This is a genomic window from Stenotrophomonas sp. P5_B8 (assembly GCF_054049855.1).
On sequence record NZ_JBFULO010000777.1, the window covers coordinates 1 to 865 of the forward strand.

An 865-nucleotide genomic window follows, 5' to 3' on the forward strand; every position below is an offset into this window, starting at 1 on the left:
ACCGTGACCGGATCAACGCCTCGACCGAGTCGACTAAGGCTGCCCGTCGCCAGGCAGCGTCGCGGCCCAAGGCAAAGCCCGTGCCTGCCCAGGTGCCCGCGGCAGCCCAGCCCCCGGCGAACKAGCKCGCCGCTGAGCCGGCTCTCAGCATCTTTGACCAGGAGCTGGAAGAGTTTGAAGTAGGAGAGCTGAACTGATGAGTGCCTACCCCCACCTCCTGCCCCAGGTCGCGGAGCGAATGGAGGACTCGGAGTCCGAGCGCATCGAGTTTGCCCGCAGCGATCGGTGGATCGCGTATCCGGTCGCAAAGGTTGTGATTGATGAGCTTGATCAGATCATTGCCTACCCAACCACTCAGCGGCCTCCCTGCCGGTTGATCGTGGGCCGGGGTGATAACGGAAAGACAGCCATCCTGCGTCAGTTCCGGCAGCGACATCCGATCACCATCCGCGAGGACGGTAGCCCCAATTCACCGGTGGTCGCCATCGGCATGCCGGCAACCCCGGACCTTTCCCAGATATGGTCGGAGATCCTGCAGTCCTGCGCCATCACGCATCGTCGTGGTGACCCTGCCCATGCCAAGTACGCTCAGGTGGTTGGAGCCTTGAGATACATCAAGGCGCGGGTGCTGTTGATCGACGAGTTCAACAACATCGTGAATGCTAGGAAGGAGGCTGCGGACGTCCTGGCTGGCCTGCGCAAGCTCAGCAACGATCTGAACCTGAGCATCGTCGCTGCGGGAACCGAGTCTGCCATCAACGCGCTTTCTTTCGATCCGCAGATGCGATCGCGCTTCAAGCCATTGGCCCTGACCCGATGGAGCCTGGATCTGCCTTATCTGTCTTTCTTGAAGACGTACGAAAGG

General features: G+C 61.3%; 2 protein-coding genes. Both read left to right on the forward strand.

Annotation, left to right across the window (positions count from 1 at the left end; genetic code table 11):
* Positions 1-197, forward strand: a 197-nt coding sequence (locus ACXJKH_RS21395) for a hypothetical protein (RefSeq protein ID WP_457322389.1), incomplete at its 5' end; no start/stop codon positions are given.
* The coding region (locus tag ACXJKH_RS21400; protein ID WP_457322391.1) for a TniB family NTP-binding protein at positions 197-865 on the forward strand (669 nt) is incomplete at its 3' end. The genes ACXJKH_RS21395 and ACXJKH_RS21400, both read left to right, overlap by 1 nt.